Source organism: Pantoea sp. EKM10T (assembly GCF_011800685.1).
In the GTDB taxonomy this organism is placed as follows: domain Bacteria; phylum Pseudomonadota; class Gammaproteobacteria; order Enterobacterales; family Enterobacteriaceae; genus Pantoea; species Pantoea agglomerans.
This window is the reverse complement of the sequence record NZ_JAALEU010000002.1, coordinates 433,237-458,954: the sequence shown is the minus strand read 5'-3', so window position 1 is coordinate 458,954 and position 25,718 is coordinate 433,237. Positions and strand designations below refer to the sequence as shown.

Sequence of the window (25,718 nt, the reverse complement as noted above, 5' to 3'; positions counted from 1 at the left end):
CATCGACATTCATCATGGTCTCGCATGGACAAATCGCGGCAGCAGCATCTTACCCGCTGGCTTCGTCAGCAACGTCATTTCGCCGGTCGCTGGTTGCGACTCAACACCCTGCTGGGCATGGCAAGTGCACTTCTGATCATTGCTCAGGCGGGTTTACTGGCCTCGCTGCTGCAGGCTCTGATTGTTGACCAGCAGCCGCGTGAATCCCTGACAGTCAGCATCCTGCTGTTACTGCTCTGCTTTGTGCTCCGCGCCCTGATTAACTATGCCCGTGAACTGACCGGTTATCGTGCCGGACAGGCTATCCGTCAGGCTTTACGTCAGCAGGTATTAGATCGGTTATCTGATCTGGGGCCGGCGTGGATTCAGGGAAAGCCAGCCGGCAGCTGGGCGACGCTGCTGCTGGAGCAGATCGAAGAGATGCAGGAGTATTACGCGCGCTATCTGCCGCAGATGACCCTGGCGGTGCTGATCCCCTGTTGCATTCTGCTGACTATTTTTCCGCTCAACTGGACGGCGGGTCTGATCCTGTTTGCCACCGCGCCACTGATTCCGCTGTTTATGGCGCTGGTCGGGATGGGTGCGGCCGAGGCCAACCGCCGGAACTTCCTGGTGCTGGCCCGCCTGAGCGGTAACTTTCTCGACCGCCTGCGCGGCAGAGAGACGCTGCGGCTGTTTCATCGTGGCGTAGCGGAGCAGGAGGCGGTTGCCGCCGCCACCACCGATTTTCGCCAGCGCACCATGGAAGTGCTGCGCTTAGCCTTTCTCTCCTCTGCCGTACTGGAGTTTTTTGCCTCGCTGGCGATTGCCGTGGTGGCCGTCTACTTTGGCTTCTCCTATCTGGGCGAATTGCATTTTGGTGATTACGGCCAGGGCGTGACGCTGTTTGCCGGCTTTCTGGTGCTGATCCTCGCCCCGGAGTTTTTCCAGCCGCTGCGCGATCTCGGCGCTTTCTATCACGCCAAAGCCCAGGCTGTAGGCGGTGCCGATGCCCTTGAAGCCTTTATGCAGGCGACGCCTGCCACCGCGCCGCAGGAAGGCCAGTTGCCCTTCACTGCCGATCGCTCAATCGCACTTACCGCCGAAGATCTGCGTGTCTGTGCGCCTGATGGTCAGGTGTTGTGCGGCCCGCTCTCTTTTACTGTCGCCCCCGGCGAACAGATTGCGCTGGTCGGTCAAAGCGGGGCCGGTAAAACGGCCCTGATGAACGCCCTGCTCGGTTTTCTGCCTTATCAGGGTTCGCTGAAAGCGAATGGCGTTGAACTCCGCGATATACGACGGAATGACTGGCATCAGCAGCTCAGCTGGGTAGGACAGAATCCTCAGTTACCGGCCGCCACCTTGCGCGACAACATCGTGATGAATGCGGCCTGGGATGACGAGCGTTTTGCGGCACTGCTGGAGTCGTGCGGCATTAATGAGTTCCTGCCTCGTCTGCCCCAGGGCATTGACACCCTGCCAGGCGATGGCGGTAATCAGCTGTCGGTGGGTCAGGCGCAGCGGGTCGCGGTCGCGCGCGCACTCTATAAATCCTCGCATTTTTTGCTGCTCGATGAACCCGCAGCCAGCCTGGATGCGCTCAGTGAACGTCATGTGATGCTGGCGCTGAACCAGGCGGCAGCCCGCCAGACCACGCTGATGATAACCCATCAGATTGATACGCTAAGTCACTGGCAGACCCTCTGGGTAATGGAAGCCGGTAAGCTGGTGCAACAGGGTAACTGGCAGCAGCTGTCGCAACAGCCGGGTGCGTTCAGTGAGATGCTGAAGCATCGTCAACAGGAGATTCGCTGATGTCCGCCTTGCGTCCTTTTCTTCGTCTCTGGCTGCGCCACCCTTATCGCCTGGTGCTGGGCATCGTGCTGGCGATTGTTACCCTGCTGGCCAGCATCGGCCTGCTGACGCTTTCAGGCTGGTTTCTGGCCGCCTCGTCAGTGGCAGGCGTAGCCGGTCTCTATACCTTCAACTATATGCTGCCTGCGGCAGGCGTACGTGGCGCCGCCATCATTCGCACTGCCGCACGCTATGCTGAACGGCTGGTCAGCCACGATGCAACATTCAGGGTTCTTCAGCATCTGCGTGTCCACACCTTCAGCCGCCTGATGGCCCTTTCGCCAGGCCAGCTTTCGCGGTTCCGGCAGGCGGACCTGCTCAACCGCTTCGTGGCCGATGTCGATACGCTGGATCATCTCTATCTGCGCGTCATCTCGCCGCTGATCGGCGCACTGGTGGTGATTGTCGTGGTTACCCTCGGAATGAGCTTTATCGATCTTCAGCTTGCACTGACGCTGGGCGGCATCATGCTGAGTACGCTGGTGGTGATGCCAGCGCTGTTTTACCGTCTGGGATCGCCCGCAGGCGGCGCGATTGCCCGTGGGCGCGCCCGCTGGCGCTTACAGCTGATGCAGTGGCTGGCGGCTCAGGCTGAACTCACCCTGTACGGTGCCTCGCGGGGCTGGCGTCAGCAACTTGATGAAGATGAACAGCGCTGGCAGCAGGCTCAGAGCCAGCAACAGCGCTTGCAGGCTGCGGCACAGAGCCTGCTGCTGCTGATCAGCGGCGTAACCGTCACACTGTTGCTCTGGCTCAGTGCGGCGACAATCAGCCAGCAGCAGTTGCCCGGCTCGCTGATTGCCCTGGTGGTGTTTTGCGCGCTGGCTGCTTTCGAGGCGCTGGCACCGGTTGCAGGGGCCTTTCTGCCCATGTCGCAGGTGATAAATGCCGCTCAGCGAGTCAATGACATTATCGATCAGTCACCCGCTATCACCTTTCCGGCAGATTCAGACGCCCGGCCAGGACGACTCGCGGTTGCTATCGATCAGCTCGACTTCAGCTATCCCGACCGCCCGGATAAGGTGCTGAACCGCTTTACCCTTAAGGTGGCAGCCGGTGAACACATTGCACTGCTGGGGCCGACCGGCTGCGGCAAATCCACTCTGCTGGCGCTGTTAACCCGTGGCTGGGATAGCCAGCACGGTGTTATCAGCCTGAATGACCTGCCGATCACCGCATGGTCAGAGCCAGCGCTGCGTCAGCGCATCAGCGTGGTGACTCAGCGGGTTCATCTCTTCAGTCAGAGCCTGCGTGATAACCTACTGCTGGCCTGTCCCGATGCTACTGATGAGCAGTTACGCCGCGTGCTGAATGACGTCGGCCTGCAGCGCCTGCTTGAGAACCCGGAAGGATTAAACGCCTGGATGGGAGAAGGCGGTCGCCCGCTGTCAGGCGGCGAACTGCGTCGGCTGGCGCTGGCGCGTGCGTTACTGCATAACGGCGATCTATGGCTGCTGGATGAACCCACCGAAGGACTGGATGCCACAACCGAGCAGCATATCCTCACCCTGCTGCAGCGGCTGACCGCTGGCAAGACCGTAATAATGGTCACCCACCGGCTCAGCGGCCTGGAGCAGATGGATCGCATCTGCGTGATGGATAATGGCGTGATTGTGGAACAGGGAAGTCATGCCGAATTAATCTCAAAAGCGGGTCGGTACTGGCGTTTCCGGCAGCGGATTGCGCTATAGTCTTAGCGAAATGCTGATAGGTAACAAAACGCGATGAGACTGGTACAACTGTCACGGGAATCTTTGCAATTTCCCCCACCGGAGATGGCGCTGCGCGAGCCAAACGGCCTGCTGGCCATGGGGGGTGATCTCTCCCCTGCCCGGTTACTTAACGCTTATCAGCGCGGCATCTTTCCGTGGTTTTCTTCTGGCGACCCGATTCTCTGGTGGTCGCCCGACCCCCGTGCAGTGCTGTTGCCTGAGCAGTTTCATCTCAGCCGGAGCATGAAGCGTTTCCACAGCCGTTCGCCCTATCGGGTGACGATGAATGAGTCATTTGCCGAGGTGATCGAGGGCTGTGCCACCGGTCGTGAGGAAGGCACCTGGATCACCTTTGAAATGAAGCGCGCCTGGTTGCGATTGTATGAACTGGGCCACGCCCACTCCATTGAAGTATGGGACGAACATCAGCTGGCAGGTGGCATGTATGGGCTGGCGATGGGGCAAATCTTCTGCGGCGAATCAATGTTCAGCCGTCAGCAGAATGCGTCAAAAACCGCACTTTGGGTATTTTGTCAGCATTTCCTCAGACATCAGGGCCGTCTGGTGGATTGTCAGGTACTTAACCCTCATACGGCCTCTTTGGGGGCGCAGGAGATCCCGCGCGCTGACTATCTGCAATATGTACAAAGCCTTGCGTGCCAGCCTGTCAGCGATGGCTGCTGGCAGACACAAACCCTTTTTTAGTCGCACAGAGATGTTTTGCACACATAAAGGCGTATTAAGTGGTATAATGGTCGAGTTTGGTATGTCGTCCGCGCTTCGCAATAACGAGCCGGAATTGCCAGGCTGGGAATCTCAACGCACTCTCGGAACTGTTTTCAATCGTGCGCGTGTAACCGGTTGATACAGATTCTTAGCCCGCTAATCCCCCGCAGACGTCACATAAACACCCTAATTTTACCGGATGCGCGCGACTGACGTGCACCCCGGCAAAGCGTTGGCAAAATCGCCGACGGTTCTTTACATAAATCGTTGAATTGGGCATTATCTTGCCGGTTCAACTGAAAGGTAGTACACCCAGAGGATTCGATGGCCAAAGAAGACAATATTGAAATGCAAGGTACCGTACTGGATACGTTACCTAACACCATGTTCCGCGTAGAACTTGAGAACGGACACGTGGTTACTGCTCATATCTCCGGTAAAATGCGCAAAAACTACATCCGCATCCTGACGGGTGACAAAGTGACCGTTGAGCTGACCCCGTACGACCTGAGCAAAGGCCGCATTGTCTTCCGTAGTCGCTAATTTGCAGTAATCTCATCGCTCTGCAATTTGCAGCGAAAAAAAAAGGCCGGATTTTAATCCGGCCTTTTTCATATCTGCAGCAGGTGATTAATGCACCGTGCCTTCGGTTTTGCGTTTTTCAGCACTCAGGAAGTGATAGGTCAGTTCACCTTTCTCACGATCCAGCGCCACTGACACCGAGCCGCCATCCACCAGCGAACCAAACAGCAGTTCATTGGCTAACGGTTTCTTCAGGCTGTCCTGCACGGTGCGCGCCATCGGACGAGCGCCCATCGCTTTGTCGTAGCCTTTCTCAGCAAGCCAGTCGCGTGCTTCATCGCTGACTTCCAGCGACACGCCTTTGGCATCCAGCTGCGCCTGCAACTCGACAATGAACTTGTCGACCACCTGATGGATCACCTCTGGTGACAGGTGACTGAACCAGATAATGTTGTCGAGACGGTTACGAAACTCTGGAGAAAACATCTTTTTGATCTCTTCCATGGCATCGGTGCTGTTGTCCTGATGAATCAGGCCAATCGACTTACGTTCAGTCTCGCGGACACCGGCGTTAGTGGTCATGACCAGCACCACATTGCGGAAGTCCGCTTTGCGACCGTTGTTGTCGGTCAGCATACCGTTATCCATCACCTGCAGCAGCAGGTTGAAGACATCCGGGTGTGCTTTCTCTATCTCATCCAGCAACACCACCGCATGAGGATGCTTAATCACCGCATCCGTCAGCAGGCCGCCCTGATCAAAACCGACGTAACCCGGAGGCGCACCAATCAAACGGCTGACGGTGTGACGCTCCATATACTCGGACATATCAAAGCGCAGCAACTCAATGCCCAGCGCTTTCGCCAGCTGCACGGTGACTTCCGTTTTACCGACACCGGTAGGCCCGGCAAACAGGAAGGAACCGACCGGCTTACGATCCTGACCCAGACCTGCACGGCTCATTTTGATCGCTTCCGTCAGCGCCTCAATGGCGTTGTCCTGACCAAACACCAGCATCTTCAGACGATCGCCCAGATTTTTCAGCGTATCGCGGTCGCTTGCTGACACGCTTTGCTCAGGAATACGGGCAATACGAGCCACCACCGTTTCAATGTCAGAGACGTTGATGGTTTTCTTGCGCTTACTGGCTGGCATCAGGCGCGCACGCGCACCCGCTTCATCAATCACATCAATCGCCTTGTCAGGCAGATGACGGTCGTTGATATATTTCACCGCCAGTTCCACGGCTGCGCGCACCGCTTTCGCGGTATAGCGCACATCGTGATGCGCTTCGTACTTGGTCTTCAGGCCATTCAGGATCTGCACGGTCTCTTCTGGTGAAGGCTCCGTGATATCGATCTTCTGGAAGCGACGTGCCAGGGCACGGTCTTTTTCAAAGATGTTGCTGAATTCCTGATAGGTGGTGGAACCCATCACCCGAATCTTGCCAGAGGAAAGAAGAGGTTTGATCAGGTTCGCAGCATCGACCTGGCCGCCGGATGCAGCACCCGCACCGATGATGGTATGGATCTCATCGATAAACAGAATGCTGTGTTCGTCCTGCTCCAGCTGCTTCAGCAGCGCTTTGAAACGTTTTTCAAAGTCACCACGGTACTTGGTGCCGGCTAATAACGAACCGATATCCAGCGAGTAGATCGTGCAGTCTTTCATCACTTCCGGTACATCGCCCTGCTCTATGCGCCAGGCGAGACCTTCAGCAATGGCGGTTTTACCCACACCCGACTCACCCACCAGCAGCGGGTTATTTTTACGGCGACGGCATAGCACCTGAACGGTACGTTCCAGCTCTTTATCGCGACCAATCAGTGGATCAATACCACCGACGCGAGCAAGCTGATTAAGATTGGTGGTGAAGTTTTCCATACGCTCCTCCCCGCCTGCTTGCTCTTCGTTAACCGGATTTTCTGCGCCTGGCGCCTGGCCGGACTCATCTTTACGCGTACCGTGAGAGATGAAGTTCACCACATCAAGGCGGCTCACTTCATGTTTGCGTAGCAGATAAGCCGCTTGCGACTCCTGCTCGCTGAAAATGGCGACCAGTACATTCGCACCGGAGACTTCGCTGCGACCGGATGACTGGACATGGAAAACCGCACGCTGCAGGACGCGCTGGAAGCTGAGCGTGGGTTGTGTATCACGCTCCTCTTCGCTGGCAGGCAGCACGGGCGTGGTTTGTTCGATGAAGGCTTCGAGTTCCTGCCGCAGAGCCACAATGTCCACCGTACAGGCTTCCAGTGCCTCTCTGGCCGACGGGTTACTGAGCAACGCCAGTAACAGATGCTCGACGGTCATAAACTCATGACGGTGCTCACGCGCTCTGGCGAAAGCCATATTTAAACTGAGTTCCAGTTCTTGATTGAGCATTAGGCACCTCCCCCAATTATCGCCCTTACCTGTTTCCTATATGGAGACGGGTTCAGGCCTTTTCCAGCGTACACAGCAACGGATGATGATTTTCCCGTGCATAGTTGTTCACCTGGGCCGCTTTTGTTTCGGCGACTTCTGCAGTAAATACACCACAGATCGCCTTGCCGTGATAGTGAACTTTCAACATCAGCTGCGTTGCACGTTCAACATCATAAGAAAAGAACTTTTGTACAACGTCAATAACAAATTCCATAGGTGTATAATCGTCATTATTCAGAATGACTTTATACATAGAAGGCGGCTTTAACCCTTCACGTACTTTATCGTCGGCCAGATGTTCAAAGTTAAGCCAGTCGTTTGCGTTTGCCATAGTGTTCCGTTGAGATTTTGCTTTTAGCCTTTAAGTAGCTACATATTGAGAGTTTAACATGCCTGTCAAGCCGCATGCCGCTGCTGAAAATTTATTCAGAAATTCCCCTGCGCGACCTGCATCACAAAATTTGCAATAGCGTTAACTGCCTCAAATTTTGATGATTTTTTCCCCACCTGGCCCGGTGGTTTGCTTGACGTCAGCCGCGCTTTCTCTACATTCTAGCTGCACAGGCTGATTGAGTTTTAATCAAATCCGACTCACAGCTTCGATGACCTCACCTACTTATAAAATGTCTTGCGAGGGAAGTAAAAGCATGGAGACGGGCACAGTTAAATGGTTCAACAATTCCAAAGGCTTTGGCTTTATCTGTCCGATTGGCGGTGGCGAAGATATTTTTGCGCACTACTCCACCATTCAGATGGAAGGCTACCGCACGCTTAAGGCAGGCCAGCAGGTTCAGTTCGATGTCCACGAAGGCCCGAAAGGCAATCACGCCAGCCTGATCGTGCCGGTCGAGGTGCAGGCTGTGGCCTGACACATATCGCCTTTCTGAACAAAGACCCAAAAATGCCAGCCAGTGCCGCTGGCATTTTCCTGTTCGATGTCACCTAATCTGCCTGGCCCTGCGCCAGTCCAATCACCCGGGCAAACATCTGCCGCATCAATGGCGGGATGGCCTCTGGCCCGCGTTCCGCCGCCGACGTAGCCACTGCGATCGCCAGTTCCGGCTTGGAGCTCTGGTGAATCGCTTTAGTAATAATACGCCTGGAACTCATCGGAACGTTTAACGGCAGGTGCGCCATCTGATGATAGACATCCTGAAAGCCGTGCTGATAGAGAAAATTTTCCATATCCAGCGCCGGTAACTGCGTCAGAAAACGCGGCTCCGGTTCACCCGGCTGTAACTGAGTGCGTGCCGTACTGGCATATTTATTCCCCGCCTGATCACCGTCAGTCAGGACATGCCAGGCGATACCCATGCGCCGGGCAAACTTCAGTAGCGGTTTTAACCCCGACTGCGCAAACTCAATCACCTTCACGCCTTCAGCGGCGAAGTTGTAACCGCACTGCTGCGCCAGCTCATTCATGATCCAGACTTCGGTTTCTCCCTCCACCAGCAGCCAGCAACGGGCGAACAGCGCAGCAGGCCGGTTGACCCGAATATGGAAGCCGATGCGCCGGCTCTCTTCGGCACTCAGTCCCTCCGGACCGATGCGCCAGGCCGCTACACGCGAGGGTCCACGCACCAGACGACAGACGTTTTCCACCGGCACCTGCGACAGCAGCTCCGGCGAATTAGTGGTGGCGATTTTTTGCAGCGGCAGCAGCCTCAGCAGATTCCATGCTACCGACAGCATAATCGGATGCAGCCGGGTTTCCGGATCTTCAATCAGCAGCAGCGGGCGGGCACCGGCGGCCAGCGGGACGTCTCCTCGTGCCTCAATCAGCAGGGTAAACATCTGCAGCAGTATCAGCTGACGGCTGCGGGAGTCGGTTCCGGCAATCAGCTGATTCAGGTGATCCAGCGCCCGCCATCCCTGTTCCCCCTCACGCGTCTGAGGATCCCGTAGCCTGACCTCGTTGCCCGCATCGGGCGGCTGCACCAGGAAGTAGTGCTGCATCAGTTGCTGCATCGTCTTCAGCCCCTGCCGCAGCACCTCATCGCTGAGCTGTTGCGGATGGTGCTCCAGATCGCGCGCCAGCGTCTCCATACCCGCCAGTAACTCAGGATGTGCAGTGGGGAGCGGTGCACTACTCCGCGTCCGCTTACTGAAACGCGCATCGCGCAATCGCAGAACCGGATACCGTTTCAGCAAAAGATCGATGGCCGCCGCGCAGTTCTGCTCAGGCAACAGCTGATAGTTCAGGTCAACAAAACGGCGGCGGGTTTCGATACCGCTGTCACGCCAGGTGGCGCTGACGCTGTAACAGAGCTGACGCTGGCCCTGAGCATCACGCTGCCAGAAGGTCGAGAGCACCGCATCCGGGTCGTTGCCGTCATCGCGAAAGTGGAACACCACCGACAGACGGCGCATCGCATCGGTCACATCGCCTGGGGTGAAATGGAAATCAGCCTCGGTAAAAACATAGGCCGGTTCATGGGGCGAAAGTAACAGGCTCAGGGCATCCAGCAGACTGGATTTGCCCCAGGCGTTCTCACCAATCAGCAGATTGGTCTGGGTTAAAGGCAGTGAGAGCTTATTGATGCCGCGGAAACCGCGAATGTCGATATGTTCCAGAATCATAGGCGTCCATCCTCAGTTTATAAACAGCATGGTTGCCGCCAGCGAGCCGGTCAAGCCGCTTTATCAGGGTTTACTCCGTTACGCTTTTTCGCTAGCGTGTGGCCTCTTCCACCATGGATGGCCCTTATCGCTATGTACTCCGGACTCCTGATTATTCTTCTGCCGCTGATCGCCGGCTGGCTGCTACCGTTCCGTCAAACTTCAACCCTGCGCCGGGTCAATCAGCTGCTGGGCTGGATGGTTTACGTCATTCTGTTCTTTATGGGCATCAGCCTGGCCTTTCTCGACAACCTGAGCAGCAATCTGCTGGCGGTATTTCACACCGCGCTGGTAGCGGCCTTCTGTATTTTGCTGTGCAACCTGCTGGCGCTGCGCGGGCTGGAAAAATATGCCCCATGGCAGCATGCGCATCGGCAGGAGAAACTGCCCTCGCGGCTGCATATGGCGCTGGACTCTCTGAAGCTATGCGGCGTGGTTGTCATCGGTTTTCTGCTTGGCCTGACCCAGTGGCCACTGCTGCAACACGCCTCGACGGCCAGCGAATATGCGCTGATCTTCCTGCTGTTTCTGGTGGGCATTCAGCTGCGCGGCAGCGGCATGACGCTGCGTCAGATTATCCTGAACCGTCGTGGCCTGCTGGTTGCCAGCGTAGTGCTGGTCAGCGCGCTTATCGGCGGCATGATTGCGGCGTTGCTGCTGGGGGTGCCGCTGAAAACCGGTTTGGCGTTAGCCAGCGGTTTTGGCTGGTACTCTCTCTCCGGCATTCTGATGACCGAAGCTTTTGGTCCGGTCATCGGCAGCGCCGCCTTCTTCAACGACCTGATACGTGAACTGGTGGCAATCATGCTTATTCCGGCGCTGATTGGCCGTCATCGCTCCAGCGCACTGGGCCTGTGTGGCGCCACCTCAATGGACTTTACCCTGCCGGTGCTGCAGCGGGCGGGCGGCAATGAGATCGTCCCGGCCGCCATTGTGCACGGCTTTGTGATGAGCCTGCTGGCCCCGATTCTTATCGCCCTCTTCTCCGCCTGAATCCTGTCTGATATGCGCTGAGCTCTGCCAGCGCATTTTTTCACGCCTGCTTTTCTGCCGTGTCGTCTACGCTTCTTTTTTCGGTTCTGGTCACGTCACTCTTCAGGGCGGGCCGACAAAGGAGAAGAGCATGAAACAAACCGTCGCGGCGCTGGTCGCCAAAACGCTGGAAAGCGCGGGCGTAAAACGCATCTGGGGCGTCACCGGGGATTCCCTTAACGGCCTGAGCGACAGTCTTAATCGCATGGGCACCATTGAATGGATGCCGACGCGCCACGAAGAAGTCGCCGCATTCGCAGCGGGCGCGGAAGCGCACATCAGCGGTGAACTGGCGGTCTGCGCCGGCTCCTGTGGGCCAGGCAACTTACATCTGATCAACGGTCTATTCGATTGCCATCGTAACCGCGTTCCTGTTCTGGCGATTGCGGCACATATACCCTCCAGCGAAATCGGCAGCGGCTATTTTCAGGAAACCCATCCGCAGGAGCTGTTCCGCGAATGCAGCCACTACTGCGAACTGGTTTCGAACCCTGAGCAGCTCCCGCAGGTGCTGGGCATCGCGATGCGTAAAGCGATTCTGAATCGTGGTGTCTCGGTGGTGGTGCTGCCTGGGGATGTCGCGCTTAAACTGGCGCCAGAGAGCGCCAGCGCGGAATGGTATCCGCCACAGTTGCCGCAGGTCCTGCCACAGCCCGCCGAACTGGCGCAGCTGGCGCAGACGCTGAACGAAGCCAGCGATATTACGCTGTTGTGCGGCAGTGGCTGCGCCGGAGCGCATCAGGAGGTGGTAGCGCTGGCAGAAGCGCTGAAAGCCCCTATCGTCCATGCGCTGCGCGGCAAAGAACACATCGAATATGACAACCCTTATGATGTCGGCATGACCGGATTGATCGGTTTCTCATCCGGTTTCCACGCCATGATGAATGCCGGGACGCTGGTGTTGCTGGGCACGCAGTTCCCCTATCGCGCCTTCTATCCGGAAAAGGCTAAAATCATCCAGATTGATATCAATCCGGGCAGCCTTGGGTCACATTGTCACGTCAATCAGGCCTATGTCGGCGATGTGAAAAGCACACTGCAGGCGCTGCTGCCGCAACTGACGCACAAAAGCGATCGCAGCCATCTCGACAGCGCGGTTAAGCACTATGGCGAGGCGCGCAAAAGTCTGGACGAGCTGGCGCAGCCCAACGACAAGCAGCCGATCCATCCGCAATATCTGGCACAGCAGATCAGCCACTACGCCAGTGATGACGCCATCTTTACCTGCGATGTCGGGACACCGACCGTCTGGGCGGCGCGCTATCTGAAGATGAACGGCAAACGTCGCCTGCTGGGTTCGTTTAACCACGGCTCAATGGCGAACGCGATGCCACAGGCGCTGGGCGCGCAGTCGATTGATCGCAATCGTCAGGTGGTGGCACTGTGTGGCGACGGCGGCTTCAGCATGCTGATGGGGGATTTTATCTCGCTGGCGCAACTGAAAATGCCGGTCAAACTGGTGATTTTCAACAACAGCGTGCTGGGCTTTGTGGCGATGGAGATGAAAGCGGGTGGCTATCTCACCGATGGCACCGAGCTGGAGAATCCTGACTTTGCCGCTATCGCCGAGGCCTGCGGTATCCGGGGTATCCGGGTGGAAAAGGCATCTGATCTCAATGGCGCGCTGGAGCAGGCGTTTGCCCACGATGGCCCGGTGCTGGTGGATGTCATTACCGCCAAAGAGGAACTGGCGATGCCGCCCGAGATCAAAATGGAGCAGGCTAAAGGCTTCAGTCTCTACATGCTGCGCGCCATTATGAATGGTCGCGGTGATGAGGTGGTAGAACTGGCGAAAACCAACTGGCTGCGGTAAAACAGAGACTCCATCCAGGCGGGCGCGATGCCCGCCTTTTTTTTCTTCCGCCACGTTCAGGAGCATAGGGTGATCGATTTACGCAGTGATACCGTAACCCGGCCCAGCGCCGCCATGTTAAGCGCGATGATGTCTGCCGAAACCGGTGATGACGTCTACCGTGACGACCCCACCGTAAATGCGCTGGAGGCGGAAGCCGCACGGCTGAGCGGCAAAGCAGCGGCGCTGTTTTTCCCGACCGGCACCCAGGCGAATCTGGTGGCGCTACTCAGCCATTGCGAACGCGGCGATGAATATATCGTCGGTCAGCAGGCGCACAACTACAAATATGAGGCGGGCGGCGCGGCGGTGCTGGGCAGTATTCAGCCACAGCCGATTCTGGCCGCCGACGATGGCACCCTGCCGCTCGACGTAGTAGCGGCAGCCATCAAGCCGGACGATATTCACTTTGCCCGCACCCGTCTGCTGAGTCTGGAGAACACGCATCACGGTAAAGTCCTGCCGCTGGCGTATCTGGAACAGGCGTGGACTTTTACCCGCGAGCACCAGCTGGCGCTGCACATTGATGGCGCACGCATTTTCAATGCGGTAGTCGCGCAGCAGACCACGCTGGCGGCGATTGCCCGCTACTGCGACACCCTGACCATCTGTCTCTCTAAAGGCTTGGGCACGCCTGTCGGTTCTCTGCTGTGTGGCGACACGGCGCTGATTGAGCGCGCACGTCGCTGGCGTAAAATGACCGGCGGCGGCATGCGCCAGGCCGGTATTCTGGCGGCGGCGGGTCTCTATGCGTTAGAACACAACGTGGCGCGGCTGCAGGAGGATCATGACAATGCCGCCTGGCTGGGACAGCAGTTGCATGAGCTGGGCGTTCAGGTCATCGATCAGCAGACCAACATGCTGTTTGTGGCGGTGCCGGAAGCCCAGGTCAAACCATTAGGTGAGTGGATGAAGGCGCGCGGGGTGTTAATCAGCGCAGGAACCCGCACTCGTCTGGTCACCCATCTGGATGCTGATCGTGCGGCACTGGCGCAGGTCGTCGCCCACTGGAAGGCGTTTTTACACCAATAATCCGCTATTGCGCCGCGCCATATTTATCCAGTAGCGCGGCAGCTATCGCGGCGGTTTCTGCATCGGGCTGCCCGCGATAATCCGCAGGCCGGAAATGCATCTGAAACGCGGCGATTACCCTCTGCTGTTCACGCGCGCTCATCTCTGCCGTCACCGGATAGCCATAGCGCTGTAAACGTTCCAGTAGTGGCTCCACGGGTACCACCGCGTGCGGATCCTGACCCGCTAAATAAAACTGCACCCGTCCGGCATCGGGCCAGGCACCCATTCCGCGCTGCGCAAGCTGTTGCCACGGAAAGAGTGGGCCGGGATCCTGCTTACGCTGCGGCGCGATATCACTGTGACCGACAATATTTTCCGGTGTGATGCCGTAGCGCTGTGCAATATCGCGCAGCAGCGCCTCCAGCGTGGTGATCTGCTCGGCGGTAAACGGCTGCCATTCAAGACCGGTCAGGGTCCGGCGATAACCCTGGTTCACCAGTTCGATACCAATCGATGTGTCATTGATGCGGCTGGCTCCGCGCCAGAAGCTTGGACCGGCATGCCAGGCGAGCTGCTGCTCCGGCACCAGTTGCCAGATAACGCCTTTCCCGGCGCGCTGTGGCGGCTGGCGGGGGATCAGATAGTGGGCGCTGACTTCCCGATCGGTCAGGGTCGCCAGCGACGAAGAAAAATCTTCGGCGGTGTAGTGGATCACAATCACCTTCACCCGCGGTCGCGCGCCCTGCGCCGGATGCCGCACATCGGCCCAGTAGCCGTCACGGGATTCTATCCCGGACTGGCAGCCCGCCAGCAGCAGCGCCAGTATCAGCCACAGCCCCCGTTTCAACGAATGATCACCGCCGTGCCGCTGACGCTCACCATCAGCATGCTGCCATCTTTGCCGACCGTTTCGTAATCAATATCGATACCGACCACGGCGTTGGCGCCCAGCGCTTTTGCCTGCTCCTCCAGCTCTTCAAACGCGATCTCTCGCGCTTTACGCAGCTCTTTCTCGTAAGCACCGGAGCGGCCACCGACCACATCACGGATGCCAGCGAAAAAGTCACGGAAGATGTTGGCACCCAGAATCGCTTCACCGGTGACGACGCCACAATATTCGCTGATGCTGTGACCTTCCAGCGTGGGGGTTGTTGAAAATTTCATCGCATTCTCCTTGTTGAAAACCGGGCTAAGGCTCTTTCGACTAAAAAGCACGGCTATACTCTATGCTAAAAAGGGCACCTTGCCAGAGAACCATAAGGAAATCGAGATGAGAAACAACGCGTTTGCGCTAATGATCCCGGCGGCCCTGCTGCTCAGCGCCTGTACCACCGTTGAGCCAGTGATTAAGGATAATGGCCCACGTACCGCACCGTGCATTGAAGGCGGTCCTGACCAGGTGGCCCAGCAGTTTTACGACCTGCGTATCGAACAGCCTACGCAGGGTCTGCCCGACAGCAACACCCTGGCAAAATATCGCCCTTACCTGAGTGATGCGCTGTACCACTCATTGCAGGCGGCCAGCGGCAGCAATGCAGGCGCACAGTGGCGCAATGGCGATCTCTTCTCCAGCCTGTCACAGGGTCCGACCGCCGCCAGCGTCGCTGATGCTTCCACCATTCCGAACCGCGATGCACGCAACATCCCGCTGCGGGTCGACCTGAGCCGCGACGGCAAGCAGTGGCAGGATGAAGTGCTGATGATCCATCAGGGCAGTTGCTGGGTGGTGGATGATGTGCGCTACATGGCCAACCCTGCGCATGCAGAGGGTGGCAGCCTGAGCCAGATGCTTGAGAAATCGAAAAAATAACCTCAGGCTTAACCGTTCAGAGAAGCGCAGTCGCCTCCGGGCGCTGCGCTTTTTTTATTTCCGCCGCCCGTCCCGCTGCAGCGCGCTGCCCCCAGGCAGCGCATGATATTGTGCTAAGCTTTTGCGGTTAGCCTGCTGTTTTACAAATTTTAACCCACCTTATTTGCATAACTATTCTGGTGACGTTAAAATCCGCGACACTAATAGCTATTCAAATCTGGCGCATGAGTATTCAACTAAACGCAATAAACTGCTTCTACGGTGCTCATCAGGCGCTGTTCGACATTAACCTTGAGTGTCCGCAAGGCGAGACCCTGGTGCTGCTGGGTCCCAGCGGTGCGGGTAAGAGTTCGCTGCTGCGGGTGCTTAACCTGCTGGAGCAACCGCGTTCAGGTCAGTTGCAGATTGCCGGTAATCAGTTCGACTTCAGCCAGAAACCCTCCGATGCTGCGATTCGCGAACTGCGTCAGAACGTCGGTATGGTGTTTCAGCAGTACAATCTCTGGCCGCATCTTACCGTGCTGCAGAATCTGATTGAAGCGCCCTGCCGGGTACTGGGCCTCAGCAAAAGTGACGCCCGCGCCCGCGCCGACAAGCTGCTTGACCGGCTGCGCCTGACGCCCTACAGCGATCGCTTTCCGCTGCATCTCTCCGGTGGTCAGCAGCAGCGTGTGGCGATTGCCCGCGCGCTGATGATGGAGCCGCAGGTGCTGCTGTTCGATGAGCCGACTGCCGCGCTGGACCCTGAAATTACCGCACAGATTGTCAGTATCATTCGCGAACTGGCCCAGACCCGCATTACCCAGGTGATTGTGACCCATGAAGTGGAGGTGGCACGTAAAACGGCCAGCCGCGTCGTCTATATGGAGAACGGTCACATTGTGGAACAGGGCGATGCCAGCCGCTTTACACAGCCGCAAACCGAGGCGTTTGCTCACTATCTTTCGCACTAAGTCAGGATGCTAAAAATGAAAAAAATGGTACTTGCTGCACTGCTTGCTGGTTTTAGCCTGAGCGCTACGGCGGCTCAGACGATTCGTTTTGCGACCGAAGCCTCTTATCCTCCTTTTGAGTTTGTGGATGCGGACAACAAGATTCAGGGCTTTGATGTCGATCTGGCCAATGCGCTGTGTAAAGAGATTGACGCGACCTGCACCTTCACCAATCAGGCGTTCGACAGCCTGATCCCAAGCCTGAAATTCCGTCGTTTTGATGCGGTGATGGCGGGAATGGATATCACACCAGATCGTGAAAAACAGGTCCTGTTCACCAAGCCTTACTACGACAACTCCGCGCTGTTTGTTGCCCAGAAAGGCAAAGTTGCCAGCGTGGAAGCGCTGAAAGGCAAGCGGGTTGGCGTCCAGAACGGCACCACGCATCAGAAATACCTGACTGAGAAACACAGCGAGATCACCACCGTTCCTTACGACAGCTATCAGAATGCGGTGCTGGATCTGAAAAATGGCCGTATTGATGCTGTGTTCGGTGACACCGCAGTCGTCAACGAATGGCTGAAGCAGAATGCCGCGCTGGCTGCCGTTGGTGAGAAAGTCACGGACAAAGCCTACTTTGGTACCGGCCTGGGCATTGCGGTACGTACCGGTAACACCGATCTGCAGACCAGATTCAATGGCGCGCTGGATAAGATCAAAGCAGACGGCACGTACAAAACCATCTACAGCAAATGGTTCCAGCAGTAATCTCTGATGAATGAAATGATGACCCTCGCAAGCGCCGCCGGCATGACCGTCGGCCTTGCTGTTTGTGCTCTCATCGCTGGCCTGGTGCTGGCGATGATTTTCGCTGGCTGGGAGTCACTGCGCCTGAAACCGCTGGCGTGGATTGGCACCGGCCTGGTAACGCTGATCCGTGGCCTGCCGGAAATTCTGGTGGTGCTGTTTATCTATTTTGGCGCCTCACAGCTGCTGCTCACCCTCTCTGACGGCTTCACCCTGAATTTCGGCCTGTTTCAGTTACCGATTCAGGTTGAAATTGAAAACTTCGACGTCAGTCCGTTCCTGTGCGGTGTGATTGCGCTGGCGATGCTCTATGCCGCCTACGCCTCGCAGACGCTGCGCGGCGCGCTGAAAGCGGTGCCAATGGGTCAGTGGGAGTCGGGTCAGGCGCTGGGCATGAAAAAATCGGCCATCTTTCTCCGGCTGATTATGCCGCAGATGTGGCGTCACGCCCTGCCCGGTCTTGGCAATCAGTGGCTGGTGCTGCTGAAAGATACTGCGCTGGTCTCGCTGATTAGCGTCAACGATCTGATGCTGCAAACCAAAAGTATCGCCACCCGCACGCAGGAGCCGTTTACCTGGTTCCTGGTGGCGGCCGCTATCTACTTAGTGATCACGCTGTTCAGCCAGGCGGTGTTACGCCGCATCGAACTGCGCACCACCCGCTTTGAACGGGGGAACAGCTAATGCTGGCCTATCTGCCTGAACTCCTGAAAGGGTTGCATACCAGCCTGACGCTGACGGCAGCCTCGCTGGTCGTGGCCCTGCTGCTGGCGCTGCTCTTCACCGTGGTGCTGTCGCTGAAAACGCCGGTGTTCAACCCGCTGGTCAAAGGCTTTATTACACTGTTTACCGGCACACCGCTGCTGGTGCAGATCTTCCTGATCTATTACGGCCCGGGACAGTTTCCCTCGATCCAGCAGATCCCCTGGCTGTGGCATTTACTGTCGCAGCCCTGGCTGTGCGCGATGCTGGCGCTGTCGCTGAACAGCGCGGCTTACACCACGCAGCTGTTTTACGGTGCGGTGCGTGCAATTCCTTCCGGACAGTGGCAATCGTGTGCCGCGCTCGGCATGAGCCGCAAAGATACCCTGCGCATTCTGCTGCCATATGCATTTAAACGCGCCCTCTCCTCCTACTCCAATGAAGTGGTGCTGGTGTTCAAAGGCACCTCGCTGGCCTACACCATCACCCTGATGGAAGTCATGGGCCACGGCCAGTTGCTCTATGGCCGCACCTACGACATCACAGTCTATGCCGCGGCGGGTCTGGTTTATCTCTGCGTTAACGGTTTGCTGACGCTGATGATGCGGCTGATCGAAAAGCGCGCCCTGGCCTTCGAACGACGTAACTGATATCCGGGCGAGGCCCCTCGCCCTTTTCGCCTGAAAAATCACACTAATTGCATAAAAATGCATTTTATGGCAGGGTATCGCCTTCTCTGGCTGACCACATCACAGGAATCATAAAATGAAAAAATGGATTGTTGCCGCTGCGCTGGCTTCGCTGGCACTTACCGCCCAGGCAGCGGAAAAGATTCGCTTTGCCGCTTCCGCGACTTATCCGCCGTTTGAATCCCTGGATCGGGAAAATAACCTGGTGGGATTCGATATCGATCTGGCCAAAGCGCTGTGCCAGCAGATGAAAGCGGAGTGTACCTTTACCAACAATGCCTTCGACAGCCTGATCCCGTCACTGAAGTTCCGCCGCTATGACGCGGTGATTTCCGGCATGGATATCACCACTGAGCGCAGCAAGCAGGTCGATTTTACCCAGCCTTATTACGCTAACTCCGCCATCGTGATCGCCCGTAAAGGCCAGTTCAGCAGCTTTGCTGAGCTTAAGGGCAAACGCATCGGCGTGGAAAACGGCACCACTCACCAGAAGTACCTGCAGGATAAGCATCCGGAAGTGAAAGTGGTGGCCTATGACAGCTATCAGAATGCGATTCTGGATATGAAGAGTGGCCGGCTGGATGGCGTGTTTGGCGACAGCGCGGTGGTGAATCAGTGGCTGAAGACCAATGCGGATCTCGCCACTGTCGGTGAACATGTTACGGATGCGGACTACTTTGGCACCGGTCTCGGCATTGCCGTACGCAAAGGCAATACGGCGCTTCGCGATCAGTTCAATCAGGCGCTGAACGAACTGAAAGCCAACGGCAGCTGGCAGCAGCTTAATCAGAAGTGGTTCCCGGAGTAATTACCGGCTGCGGCTGCCTCTGCCGATGCTTTCCCGGACTCGTGCTGACGGCGGGTTAACAGCGTCAGCACTTCAAAATGGGCGGTGTGGGGAAACATATCGAACAGTTGCACCTTCGTCACCTCATAGGCGCTCAGTCGGGCAATATCCTGCGCCATGGTCTGCGGATTGCAGCTTGAATAGAGCAGATAATCCGGAGCCATCTGGCTGAGATAGTCACACAGCGCCTCACCAATCCCACGACGCGGAGGATTAACCAGCACCAGCTGCGGCACCGCATCGCGTCCGGTCGCAAACGCCGTAGAATCCAGCGCCGCAAACTGCACTTTTTCCAGCCCCAGCATCTCAGCGGAACGTTGGGCGCATTTTATCGCCTCGGCGCTGATCTCAATGCCCGTCAGTTCCATCTCCGCTGTCGCGCAGTGCAGACCAAAACCGCCTACGCCGCAGAAGAGATCCCACATGCTGTTGACCGGCAGCGCCCTGACCCAGTCGCGCGCGGTGGCATAGAGTGCGCTGGCAACCTGCGGGTTGGTCTGGAAGAAGCTTTGCGGGCGGATCCACAGCGGCACGCCGTTGAAGTTCTCTGCCAGCGACTGCGCGGGCGTCAGCGCAATCTCCTCTTCCCCCTCCAGAATCGCCATATGCACCGGCTGAATATTGGCAGAGATCACCGCCAGCTGCGGCAATTGCTGTTGCAGCCACGGCAATGCGGCGCGCAGCTGTTCCAGTTTCGCGGTTGAACGCAGGACAAAGCGCAGCATCACGCCGCCCTGCTGGCTTTCGGTTATCAGCAGGAATTTGAGTTCGCCGCGTTTGCGCGCCACGTTATAGGGCGTCAGTCCGGCACGGGCGATAAAGGGCTTAAGTGCAGCAAAAACCGGCTGGAAGCTGGCGGGATAGAGCGGACAATCGCACAGATCCACAGCTTCACCATCACGATGGATTAATCCCAGCACCGGACGCTCTACGCTGCCACTCACCACCATTTTGGCTTTATTACGAAATGCCTGCTGCGGTGAGGTGACCGGCGGCAACCAGGCAGCGACCGGCTGCTCAGCCAGTAACTGTTCCAGCAGCGACTGTTTGTCGTTCAGCTGAGTGGGATAGGGTTTTTCCAGCCACTGACAGGAGCGGCAACGGTTAGCGTCATAAAGCGCGCAGTGCATGGTAAAGCCTTAACGATCGGGTCGGGCGGAGCGCGATTGTATCATCGCTTCCTGAAAAAAGCGCGGCTGCTGGCAGGCAGAAACAGCAGCAGGAGCACCAGCAGATCGGGGATTTTCTGCGACAGGGTATGGTGGATAATCTGGACGTTGTTGTCGCCATCAATGCTGAAAATCTCGGGGTAGATCCAGCCCAGCGAGGCGACCAGCATATAGCTGAGCACAATCACCTGCGTCGCCACATAGCCCCAGCGTCCACGGTTACTGCCGCGCATCAGGGTAAAGGCGCAGCGCAGTTCGAACAGGAAGATCAGCTGGCTGGCGACAAAGATGAGTGTCGCGTCCCAGGACTGGGCGCTGCGGTGAACAAAATTGGCGAGTTCACTGTAACCCAGCTCGTTTGCCAGCATCAGGACGCTCAGGCAGCGGGTCGCAATAATAGCAATGCCCGCAACCGTCACCGGAACCGGCGCGATTGAAAGCGTGGCACTGCTTTTGAAGATTTCTGACATAGTCCGTGACTCCACCTGATCGAAAAACGGGCCGGTCAGACCGGCCCGTTCATATAGTGGCAAAGGTTACGGATTTCAGCCACGTTTAGCTTTCTGAATATCGCTTAAACGTTGTTTTTCTTCGTGTGCCATCACCCGCCAGGCGATAAAACCCACTAAACCGACCACAAACAGGATCAATGAAGCCAGCGCATTGATTTCCGGGTTAACGCCGCGTCGCACGGTGGCGAAGATCGCCATCGGCAATGTAGTGGCACCCGGCCCGGTCACAAAGCTGGCGATCACCAGATCGTCGAGTGACAGGGTAAACGCCAGCAGCCAGCCGGTCACAATAGCCGGTGCAATCATGGGCACGGTAATCACGAAAAAGACCTTCAGCGGCGTTGCGCCTAAATCCATCGCCGCCTCTTCGATGGAGCGGTCCAGCTCACGCAGACGCGAGTTGATCACCACTGCCACATAGGCGGTACAGAAGGTGACGTGGGCCAGCCAGATGGTCAGCATGCCGCGCTCGCTCGGCCAGCCAAAGGCGTTGCCCATTGCCACAAACAGCAGCAGCAGCGACAGGCCGGTGATGACGTCGGGCATCACCAGCGGCGCGGTCAGCATAAAGGCAAAACCGTTGTGGCCGCGGAAGCGACCAAAGCGCACGATAATCACCGCCGCCAGCGTGCCCAGCACCACCGCCATGGTGGCGGAGAGACCGGCAATGCTCAGACTCAGCAGCACGGCGTCAATCATCGCGCTGTCCTGGAAGAGCACCCTGTACCAGTGGAACGAGAAGCTCTCCCACACCGTCACCAGCGGTGAGCTGTTGAATGAGTAAACCACCAGCAGCAGCATCGGCGCATAGAGGAACAGGAAGCAGCAGACCAGAATACCGGTACGCCAGGGTGAGCGAATGGTTGGCAAATTATTCATGCCTTCTCTCCCATTTCACGGTTTTGATGCTTATGGAACCAGATGATCGGCAGAATCAGGATCAGCAGAATGATGACCGCCAGCGCAGAGGCCACCGGCCAGTCGCGGTTGTTAAAGAACTCCTGCCACAGGATGCGGCCAATCATGATGCTGTCCGGGCCACCCAGCAGTTCAGGGATCACGTACTCCCCCACCGCCGGGATAAACACCAGCATCGATCCGGCGATAATGCCCCCTTTTGTCAGCGGGACAATCACGCTGAAAAAGGTCTTCAGCGGACGCGCACCCAGATCCAGTGAGGCTTCCACCAGCGAGTAATCAATGCGGGTCAGCGCGGTGTAGATTGGCAGCACCATAAACGGCAGATAGCAGTAGACGATACCGATATAGACCGCTGTATTGGTGTAGAGGATCACCAGCGGATGATCGATCACACCCAGCCACAGCAGGAACCGGTTCAGGATACCGTTGTTGTTAAGCAGCCCCATCCAGGCGTAGACGCGCACCAGAAATGAGGTCCACGACGGCAGGATCACCAGCAGCAGCAGAATGGTGCGCATGGATGGCTTGCTGTGCGCCACGGCCCAGGCAAGCGGGTAGCCAATCAGCAGACAGATCACCGTGGAGATCGCCGCCACTTTCAGCGACTGCAGATAGGCATCGACGTAGAGCGGATCGTCGGTCAGCGTCAGGTAGTTGCCGAAATTGAGCACAATGCTGAACTGGTCATCAGCCCAGCTCACCAGCTCGGTGTAGGGGGGAATCGCACGCGCAATGTCCGCGAAGCTGATCTTCAGCACCGTCAGAAACGGCAGCAGAAACAACAGCACCAGCCAGACATAAGGCAAGGCGATCACCAGCTTGCGGCCATGCTGCATTTTTATCCGCGTGGCCCAGCGTTGCAGCGGCGTGCCGACCAGTCGGGCAGGCGCTTTAGCGCGTTGGAAAATCTGGCTCATAGCCGCTCCTTAAACCGTCAACACCACGCAGCTGTCGCATTCCCAGCAGAGGCGGACTTCATCGCCCCAGGTCGGCAACCCTTTGCGGTAGCGATGCGCGTTTTGCAACTGTGCGCTGATCATCTGTCCGCTGTGCAGACGGACATGGAAGATAGAGAGGTCGCCGAGATAGGCGATGTGGACCACTTCACCCACCGCAAAGTTACAGCCATCGGCAGGCACCTCATCGCACAACATCACTTTTTCCGGGCGCAGTGCGACATGGACCGGAACGTTATCCACCACTGAGACATCGGAGTCGACTTTCAGCGGATGCATCAGGCCGGGACTGTCGATCACCAGGCCATCCGCCTGACGTTCACGCAGTAAGCCTTCGAAAACGTTAACCGAACCGATAAATTCCGCGCTGTAGCGGCTGGTAGGATGCTCGTAGATCTCCTCCGGTTCACCAATCTGTACGAACTTGCCGCGATTCATAATCGCGATACGGCCCGCCATGGTCATCGCCTCTTCCTGATCGTGCGTCACCATCACACAGGTAGCGCCAACACGCTCCAGAATATCGACCACTTCCAGCTGCATTCTGTCGCGCAGCTTCTTGTCCAGTGCCCCCATCGGCTCATCCAGCAGCAGCAGTTTTGGCCGTTTCGCCAGGCTGCGGGCCAGCGCCACACGCTGACGCTGACCACCGGAGAGCTGGTGCGGTTTGCGTTTAGCAAACTCCTGCATATGCACCAGCGCCAGCATCTCTGCTACCCGGCTGGTGATCTCTCCTTTCGGCAGCCGATCCTGTTTCAGACCAAAGGCGATATTCTGCTCCACCGTCATGTGGGGAAACAGCGCGTAGGACTGGAACATCATGTTGATCGGGCGCTGATAGGGAGCAACGTGGGACAGATCCTGGCCATCCAGCACAATCTGCCCGCTGGTTGGCGGCTCAAAACCGGCCAGCATGCGCAGCAGCGTTGATTTACCACAGCCCGATGCGCCCAGCAGGGCAAAGATCTCACCTTTATAAATTGTCAGGCTGACATCATCCACGGCGTGTTGCCCGTCAAAGGATTTGGTCAGATTGCGAATTTCCAGCAGTGGCGTTAACGCCTTTGCGGTTTTATTTTGAGGACGGGGAATGGCATCGTTCACAAAGGTTCTCTCCGGAGCCAGGCGGAACATGGCGACAAAATTTGCCGCTAAAAATGGCACAACAGAGGCCGACACCGCGCCTCTGTTGCTGATACATGACAGGTCAATCCGTTAAGGACGAATTACTTACCACTTTTTACTTTAGTCCATGCGCGCGTACGCACACGATCCAGTTTAGGATCCTGGACTTTCAGCACAAACAATTTCGACATCGCTTCTGGCGTCGGGAAGATACCCGGGTTGTTGCGGACGTCGGCATTGATCAGCGGCAGCGACGCTTTGTTGCCGTTGGCGTAGTTCATTTTGTTGGAGACATCGGCGATCACTTTCGGATCCATGATGTAGTTCAGCCAGGCGTAAGCACCATCGAGGTTTTTCGCATCTTTCGGGATCGCCATCATATCGAAGAAGGCCAGTGCGCCCTCTTTCGGTACGCTGTAGCCCAGATGCACGCCATTTTTCGCCGCATCAGCACGGTTTTTCGCCTGCAGAATATCGCCCGACCAGCCAATGGCGACGCAGATATTACCGTTGGCCAGATCGTTGATGTACTGCGATGAATGGAAGTAGCGGATATTTGGACGCAGTTTCAGCAGCAGGTCAGTGGCCGCGCCGGAATACTCTTTGGCATCAGAGGTATTGGGATCTTTGCCCAGGTAGTTGAGCACCGTGGCGAAAATCTCTTCTGGGGCATCCAGGAAGGAGACGCCGCAGCTTTTCAGCTTCTCCAGGTTTTCCGTCTTCAGCACCAGATCCCAGCTGTTGACCGGCGCATCAGCGCCCAGTGCGGCCTTGACCTTGTCGACGTTGTAGCCGATACCGGTGGTGCCCCACAGATAAGGAATGGCATATTTATTACCCGGATCGTGCTGCGCCACTTTCTCCATCAGCGCCGGATCTAGGTTTTTGTAGTTAGGCAGTTTGCTCTTATCCAGCGGCTGGAATACCCCGGACTGCAGCTGACGCGCCAGGAAGCTGGAGGATGGCACCACCACATCATAGCCGGTGCTGCCCGCCATCAGTTTGCCTTCCAGGACTTCGTTGGAGTCAAACACATCGTAGACCACTTTGATGCCGGACTGCTTTTCAAAGTTCGGCACGGTATCTGGCGAAATATAATCGGACCAGTTGTAGACGTGCAGCGTTTTATCTTCCGCCATGCTGCTGGCCGATGCGGCCATCAGCGCAGCAGCTACCACAGCTGACAGCCATTTCTGACGTGAGTTGAACATATTTTTCCATCCTCCTGAGCGGGTCATTACAACGCTGCAAACCAGAGATCCCTGCATTGCGTTCTGTACAAGACGTCAGTGACACAATGAATCATTATTCAGCGGGAGTTTAATAGCAAAAACCTATAGCTGAGGCGCAGTTACGCGCCTGTTACAGCCCCGCAAGCATAGCCCCCCCGGTCAGGCTTCACCAGACCCCAGCGTAAAAAACGCCTGAAAGCGATATTTTATGCATGTTTGAGCTATGAGGTTCGGCTTTGATGGCATAAACCACGACTAATATCTGGCGTTAAAGGGCAA

Annotated in this window: 25 protein-coding genes; 14 read left to right on the top strand and 11 right to left on the bottom strand. The window is 57.0% G+C overall.

Going from position 1 to position 25,718, the window contains the following annotated elements; genetic code table 11:
* Positions 1-24: 24 nt before the first annotated feature.
* The 4 genes from cydD to infA all read left to right on the top strand — a co-directional run bounded on the left by cydD (position 25) and on the right by infA (position 4,814).
* Positions 25-1,794, top strand: coding sequence for a cysteine/glutathione ABC transporter permease/ATP-binding protein CydD (gene cydD, locus HFD95_RS05730; RefSeq protein WP_167429935.1), 1,770 nt, complete (start codon positions 25-27; stop codon positions 1,792-1,794).
* Positions 1,794-3,524, top strand: coding sequence for a cysteine/glutathione ABC transporter ATP-binding protein/permease CydC (gene cydC, locus HFD95_RS05725; protein ID WP_167429934.1), 1,731 nt, complete (start codon positions 1,794-1,796; stop codon positions 3,522-3,524). The genes cydD and cydC overlap by 1 nt, the downstream gene beginning before the upstream one ends.
* Before the next feature lie 33 nt (positions 3,525-3,557).
* Positions 3,558-4,250, top strand: a complete 693-nt coding sequence (aat, locus tag HFD95_RS05720; RefSeq protein ID WP_010254921.1) for a leucyl/phenylalanyl-tRNA--protein transferase — start codon at positions 3,558-3,560, stop codon at positions 4,248-4,250.
* Positions 4,251-4,595: 345 nt separating this feature from the next.
* Positions 4,596-4,814: a translation initiation factor IF-1 gene (infA, locus tag HFD95_RS05715; protein WP_002211347.1), complete on the top strand. Its 219-nt coding sequence runs from the start codon at positions 4,596-4,598 to the stop codon at positions 4,812-4,814.
* Between the two features lie 87 nt (positions 4,815-4,901).
* On the opposite strand, the gene clpA is transcribed toward infA, so the two are convergent.
* Together clpA and clpS are read right to left on the bottom strand one after the other, a co-directional pair.
* Positions 4,902-7,178, bottom strand: a complete 2,277-nt coding sequence (gene clpA, locus HFD95_RS05710; protein ID WP_010254457.1) for an ATP-dependent Clp protease ATP-binding subunit ClpA — start codon at positions 7,176-7,178, stop codon at positions 4,902-4,904.
* Positions 7,179-7,230: 52 nt separating this feature from the next.
* On the bottom strand, positions 7,231-7,551 hold the full coding sequence (gene clpS / locus HFD95_RS05705) for an ATP-dependent Clp protease adapter ClpS (protein ID WP_010254453.1): 321 nt from the start codon (positions 7,549-7,551) through the stop codon (positions 7,231-7,233).
* Positions 7,552-7,867: 316 nt separating this feature from the next.
* Here clpS and cspD point away from each other — a divergent pair, with 316 nt between their 5' ends.
* Positions 7,868-8,089, top strand: coding sequence for a cold shock-like protein CspD (cspD, locus tag HFD95_RS05700; RefSeq protein ID WP_010254451.1), 222 nt, complete (start codon positions 7,868-7,870; stop codon positions 8,087-8,089).
* 73 nt (positions 8,090-8,162) lie between these two features.
* Here cspD and HFD95_RS05695 read toward each other — a convergent pair whose 3' ends face one another.
* Positions 8,163-9,800: an ATP-dependent endonuclease gene (locus HFD95_RS05695; protein ID WP_167429933.1), complete on the bottom strand. Its 1,638-nt coding sequence runs from the start codon at positions 9,798-9,800 to the stop codon at positions 8,163-8,165.
* A gap of 132 nt (positions 9,801-9,932) precedes the next feature.
* Between HFD95_RS05695 and HFD95_RS05690 the strand changes: the two genes are divergently transcribed.
* The 3 genes from HFD95_RS05690 (at position 9,933) to ltaE (ending at position 13,755) form a co-directional block, all read left to right on the top strand.
* Positions 9,933-10,832, top strand: a complete 900-nt coding sequence (locus HFD95_RS05690; RefSeq protein ID WP_010254448.1) for a lysine exporter LysO family protein — start codon at positions 9,933-9,935, stop codon at positions 10,830-10,832.
* A 130-nt stretch (positions 10,833-10,962) separates the two neighbouring features.
* Positions 10,963-12,684 (top strand): ubiquinone-dependent pyruvate dehydrogenase, encoded by a 1,722-nt coding sequence (gene poxB, locus HFD95_RS05685; RefSeq protein ID WP_167429932.1) that lies wholly within the window; start codon positions 10,963-10,965, stop codon positions 12,682-12,684.
* A gap of 69 nt (positions 12,685-12,753) precedes the next feature.
* Positions 12,754-13,755 carry a low-specificity L-threonine aldolase gene (gene ltaE, locus HFD95_RS05680; RefSeq protein WP_010254443.1) on the top strand — a complete coding sequence of 334 codons (1,002 nt, stop codon included), beginning with the start codon at positions 12,754-12,756 and terminating at the stop codon, positions 13,753-13,755.
* A gap of 4 nt (positions 13,756-13,759) precedes the next feature.
* On the opposite strand, the gene HFD95_RS05675 is transcribed toward ltaE, so the two are convergent.
* On the bottom strand, positions 13,760-14,584 hold the full coding sequence (locus tag HFD95_RS05675) for an N-acetylmuramoyl-L-alanine amidase (protein WP_132498834.1): 825 nt from the start codon (positions 14,582-14,584) through the stop codon (positions 13,760-13,762).
* The gene (locus HFD95_RS05670) at positions 14,581-14,901 is read right to left on the bottom strand and encodes a heavy metal-binding domain-containing protein (protein ID WP_003849304.1); all 321 of its coding nucleotides are present in this window, start codon (positions 14,899-14,901) and stop codon (positions 14,581-14,583) included. The genes HFD95_RS05675 and HFD95_RS05670 overlap by 4 nt, the downstream gene beginning before the upstream one ends.
* Positions 14,902-15,007: 106 nt before the next feature.
* Here HFD95_RS05670 and HFD95_RS05665 point away from each other — a divergent pair, with 106 nt between their 5' ends.
* The 6 genes from HFD95_RS05665 to HFD95_RS05640 all read left to right on the top strand — a co-directional run bounded on the left by HFD95_RS05665 (position 15,008) and on the right by HFD95_RS05640 (position 19,485).
* Positions 15,008-15,547 carry a lipoprotein gene (locus HFD95_RS05665; RefSeq protein WP_010254434.1) on the top strand — a complete coding sequence of 180 codons (540 nt, stop codon included), beginning with the start codon at positions 15,008-15,010 and terminating at the stop codon, positions 15,545-15,547.
* Between the two features lie 224 nt (positions 15,548-15,771).
* On the top strand, positions 15,772-16,500 hold the full coding sequence (gene artP / locus HFD95_RS05660; RefSeq protein ID WP_010254433.1) for an arginine ABC transporter ATP-binding protein ArtP: 729 nt from the start codon (positions 15,772-15,774) through the stop codon (positions 16,498-16,500).
* 15 nt (positions 16,501-16,515) lie between these two features.
* Positions 16,516-17,247, top strand: a complete 732-nt coding sequence (gene artJ / locus HFD95_RS05655; protein ID WP_031593157.1) for an arginine ABC transporter substrate-binding protein — start codon at positions 16,516-16,518, stop codon at positions 17,245-17,247.
* 6 nt (positions 17,248-17,253) lie between these two features.
* On the top strand, positions 17,254-17,970 hold the full coding sequence (artQ, locus tag HFD95_RS05650; protein WP_010254430.1) for an arginine ABC transporter permease ArtQ: 717 nt from the start codon (positions 17,254-17,256) through the stop codon (positions 17,968-17,970).
* Entirely contained in the window at positions 17,970-18,638 is a 669-nt protein-coding gene (artM, locus tag HFD95_RS05645; protein ID WP_031593159.1) for an arginine ABC transporter permease ArtM, read from the top strand. The genes artQ and artM overlap by 1 nt, the downstream gene beginning before the upstream one ends.
* 115 nt (positions 18,639-18,753) lie before the next feature.
* The gene (locus HFD95_RS05640; RefSeq protein ID WP_010254425.1) at positions 18,754-19,485 is read left to right on the top strand and encodes an arginine ABC transporter substrate-binding protein; all 732 of its coding nucleotides are present in this window, start codon (positions 18,754-18,756) and stop codon (positions 19,483-19,485) included.
* On the opposite strand, the gene rlmC is transcribed toward HFD95_RS05640, so the two are convergent.
* The 6 genes from rlmC to potF form a co-directional block, all read right to left on the bottom strand.
* Positions 19,464-20,654, bottom strand: a complete 1,191-nt coding sequence (rlmC, locus tag HFD95_RS05635; RefSeq protein ID WP_167429931.1) for a 23S rRNA (uracil(747)-C(5))-methyltransferase RlmC — start codon at positions 20,652-20,654, stop codon at positions 19,464-19,466. The genes HFD95_RS05640 and rlmC overlap by 22 nt on opposite strands.
* Positions 20,655-20,695: 41 nt before the next feature.
* Positions 20,696-21,163: a YbjO family protein gene (locus HFD95_RS05630; protein ID WP_010254423.1), complete on the bottom strand. Its 468-nt coding sequence runs from the start codon at positions 21,161-21,163 to the stop codon at positions 20,696-20,698.
* Between the two features lie 75 nt (positions 21,164-21,238).
* Complete coding sequence (potI, locus tag HFD95_RS05625; RefSeq protein WP_010254422.1) at positions 21,239-22,084, bottom strand: putrescine ABC transporter permease PotI; 846 nt, start codon at positions 22,082-22,084, stop codon at positions 21,239-21,241.
* On the bottom strand, positions 22,081-23,043 hold the full coding sequence (gene potH / locus HFD95_RS05620; RefSeq protein ID WP_010254421.1) for a putrescine ABC transporter permease PotH: 963 nt from the start codon (positions 23,041-23,043) through the stop codon (positions 22,081-22,083). The genes potI and potH overlap by 4 nt, the downstream gene beginning before the upstream one ends.
* 9 nt (positions 23,044-23,052) lie before the next feature.
* On the bottom strand, positions 23,053-24,186 hold the full coding sequence (gene potG, locus HFD95_RS05615) for a putrescine ABC transporter ATP-binding subunit PotG (protein WP_010254420.1): 1,134 nt from the start codon (positions 24,184-24,186) through the stop codon (positions 23,053-23,055).
* 122 nt (positions 24,187-24,308) lie between these two features.
* A complete protein-coding gene (gene potF / locus HFD95_RS05610; RefSeq protein WP_167429930.1) occupies positions 24,309-25,418 on the bottom strand; it encodes a spermidine/putrescine ABC transporter substrate-binding protein PotF in 1,110 nt (369 codons plus the stop codon).
* Positions 25,419-25,718 lie beyond the last annotated feature (300 nt).

What these genes read in the sequence shown, in the direction of transcription:
- artJ (WP_031593157.1), top strand. Translation starts at nt 16,516, where the DNA reads ATGAAAAAAATGGTACTTGCTGCACTGCTTGCTGGTTTTAGCCTGAGC.
- cspD (WP_010254451.1), top strand. Translation starts at nt 7,868, where the DNA reads ATGGAGACGGGCACAGTTAAATGGTTCAACAATTCCAAAGGCTTTGGC.
- artQ (WP_010254430.1), top strand. Translation starts at nt 17,254, where the DNA reads ATGAATGAAATGATGACCCTCGCAAGCGCCGCCGGCATGACCGTCGGC.
- aat (WP_010254921.1), top strand. Translation starts at nt 3,558, where the DNA reads ATGAGACTGGTACAACTGTCACGGGAATCTTTGCAATTTCCCCCACCG.
- clpS (WP_010254453.1), bottom strand. Translation starts at nt 7,551, where the DNA reads ATGGCAAACGCAAACGACTGGCTTAACTTTGAACATCTGGCCGACGAT.
- HFD95_RS05695 (WP_167429933.1), bottom strand. Translation starts at nt 9,800, where the DNA reads ATGATTCTGGAACATATCGACATTCGCGGTTTCCGCGGCATCAATAAG.
- cydD (WP_167429935.1), top strand. Translation starts at nt 25, where the DNA reads ATGGACAAATCGCGGCAGCAGCATCTTACCCGCTGGCTTCGTCAGCAA.
- poxB (WP_167429932.1), top strand. Translation starts at nt 10,963, where the DNA reads ATGAAACAAACCGTCGCGGCGCTGGTCGCCAAAACGCTGGAAAGCGCG.
- clpA (WP_010254457.1), bottom strand. Translation starts at nt 7,178, where the DNA reads ATGCTCAATCAAGAACTGGAACTCAGTTTAAATATGGCTTTCGCCAGA.
- HFD95_RS05640 (WP_010254425.1), top strand. Translation starts at nt 18,754, where the DNA reads ATGAAAAAATGGATTGTTGCCGCTGCGCTGGCTTCGCTGGCACTTACC.
- HFD95_RS05665 (WP_010254434.1), top strand. Translation starts at nt 15,008, where the DNA reads ATGAGAAACAACGCGTTTGCGCTAATGATCCCGGCGGCCCTGCTGCTC.
- rlmC (WP_167429931.1), bottom strand. Translation starts at nt 20,654, where the DNA reads ATGCACTGCGCGCTTTATGACGCTAACCGTTGCCGCTCCTGTCAGTGG.
- infA (WP_002211347.1), top strand. Translation starts at nt 4,596, where the DNA reads ATGGCCAAAGAAGACAATATTGAAATGCAAGGTACCGTACTGGATACG.
- artM (WP_031593159.1), top strand. Translation starts at nt 17,970, where the DNA reads ATGCTGGCCTATCTGCCTGAACTCCTGAAAGGGTTGCATACCAGCCTG.
- HFD95_RS05690 (WP_010254448.1), top strand. Translation starts at nt 9,933, where the DNA reads ATGTACTCCGGACTCCTGATTATTCTTCTGCCGCTGATCGCCGGCTGG.
- HFD95_RS05630 (WP_010254423.1), bottom strand. Translation starts at nt 21,163, where the DNA reads ATGTCAGAAATCTTCAAAAGCAGTGCCACGCTTTCAATCGCGCCGGTT.
- artP (WP_010254433.1), top strand. Translation starts at nt 15,772, where the DNA reads ATGAGTATTCAACTAAACGCAATAAACTGCTTCTACGGTGCTCATCAG.
- potI (WP_010254422.1), bottom strand. Translation starts at nt 22,084, where the DNA reads ATGAATAATTTGCCAACCATTCGCTCACCCTGGCGTACCGGTATTCTG.
- HFD95_RS05670 (WP_003849304.1), bottom strand. Translation starts at nt 14,901, where the DNA reads ATGAAATTTTCAACAACCCCCACGCTGGAAGGTCACAGCATCAGCGAA.
- potF (WP_167429930.1), bottom strand. Translation starts at nt 25,418, where the DNA reads ATGTTCAACTCACGTCAGAAATGGCTGTCAGCTGTGGTAGCTGCTGCG.
- cydC (WP_167429934.1), top strand. Translation starts at nt 1,794, where the DNA reads ATGTCCGCCTTGCGTCCTTTTCTTCGTCTCTGGCTGCGCCACCCTTAT.
- potH (WP_010254421.1), bottom strand. Translation starts at nt 23,043, where the DNA reads ATGAGCCAGATTTTCCAACGCGCTAAAGCGCCTGCCCGACTGGTCGGC.